This is a genomic window from Mesorhizobium sp. M7A.F.Ca.MR.362.00.0.0 (assembly GCF_004023175.1).
Lineage (GTDB): Bacteria > Pseudomonadota > Alphaproteobacteria > Rhizobiales > Rhizobiaceae > Mesorhizobium.
In genome coordinates this window covers 1,999-3,102 of the sequence record NZ_RZTF01000560.1, presented here as the reverse complement: position 1 = coordinate 3,102, position 1,104 = coordinate 1,999, and the positions used below count along the sequence as shown (strand labels likewise).

The window sequence follows — 1,104 nt, the reverse complement described above, 5'->3', positions numbered from 1 at the left end:
GCTGTTCGTCCAGGCGGAGTCCGCGCCCGTCACCGTCGCCGTGCCGGTGGAGCCAGCGTCGTATCCGATGTAGCCGACCGCGTTGGTGACGGCGCCGCCCTCCTCGACGTCGAGCGTGCCGGTGCCGGAACGGCCGACATAAAGGTCGCCGCTGTTCGTCCAGCTGGAGTCCGCGCCCGTCACCGTCGCCGTCGCCGTGCCGGTAGAGCTTGCGAAAACCCCGATGTAGCCGTCCGTGTTGCTGACAGCGCCGCCGTCCTCGACGTTCAGCGTCGCGGTGCCGGAACTGCCGACATAAAGTGCACCGCTGTTCGTCCAGGTGGAGTCCGCGCCCGTCACCGTCGCCGTCGCCGTGCCGGTGAAGCTTGCGAAAGTACCGATATAGCCATTCGTGTTGCTGACAGCGCCGCCGTCCTCGACGCTCAGCGTCGCGCCGCCGTTAAAGCCGACATAAAGTTCGCCGCTGTTCGTCCAGGTGGAGCCGGTGCCCGTCACCGTCGCCGTGCCGGAGAAGTCCGAGCCATTGCCGATAAAGCCCTGCTTGTTGGTTACGGCACCACCGGCCGCGACGTTCAGCGTGCCGTTGACAGTAAGATCGAGGCTGCTCGTCCAGGTGGAGCCGGCGCCCGTCACCGTCGCCGTGCCGGAGTCGATGGAGCCCGCCGTGTTGGTGACCACGCCGCCGGCCGCGATGGTCAGTGTGCCGGCGCCACCGGCATAGCCGATAAAGAGCCAGCCGCTGTTCGTCCAGGTGGAGCCCGCGCCGGTTACCGTCACCGTGCCGGTAGAACCCGAGTGATATCCGATGTAGCCGTTAAAGTCGGTGACCTTGCCTCCGTCCTCGACGTTCAGCGTGCCGTTGCCGAAAAGGCCGACAGTGAGCTCGCCGCTGTTTGTCCAGGTGGAGCCGGTGCCCGTCACAGTCGCCGTGCCGATGGAGCCAGGGTCACGACCGACAAAGCCGAATGTGCTGGCGACCGTGCCGCCGGCTTCGATGTCCAGCGTGCCGGTACCGGATTTGCCGACAAACAGCTGGCCCCCTACGTTCCAATTGGGCGATGCGGCGGGGGTCGGATCCACGTCGCCGGAGATCGACACGGATTG

The 1,104-nt window shown here is 66.6% G+C and carries 1 pseudogene; it reads right to left on the bottom strand.

From position 1 onward, the window contains the following. Positions 1-1,104: pseudogene (locus EOC06_RS35115) on the bottom strand (transporter); the annotation flags it as partial.